The organism is Mesorhizobium sp. M1A.T.Ca.IN.004.03.1.1 (assembly GCF_003997555.1).
GTDB lineage: Bacteria > Pseudomonadota > Alphaproteobacteria > Rhizobiales > Rhizobiaceae > Mesorhizobium.
Window position 1 is genome coordinate 1 of the sequence record NZ_RZTV01000928.1, and the last position, 243, is coordinate 243.

Consider the following 243-nt stretch of genomic DNA (forward strand, 5'->3'; position numbering starts at 1 on the left):
GACGTAACCGTGACGATTGGTCGGCACGGCGAAGCTGGCGATCTTGTCGTCGAGCGTCGCGTTGGCATTGATATAGTCGGAGACCCGAGCCGCCGTGGAGAAGGACTTGCGTCCGTTCAGCACATAGCCGTTGCCGCGACGGGTGAGCACCAGCCCGGGATCGCGCGGATTGACGGACGCCCCCCAATAGAGGTTCCTGGCGACCGTATCGCTGCCCAGCGCATGAGCGCGCGCCGCATCAAG

Annotated in this window: 1 pseudogene; it reads right to left on the reverse strand. The window is 64.6% G+C overall.

Annotated features, from left to right (window positions below):
- A pseudogene (locus tag EOD29_RS34395) lies at window positions 1-243 on the reverse strand (acyl-CoA dehydrogenase); the annotation flags it as partial.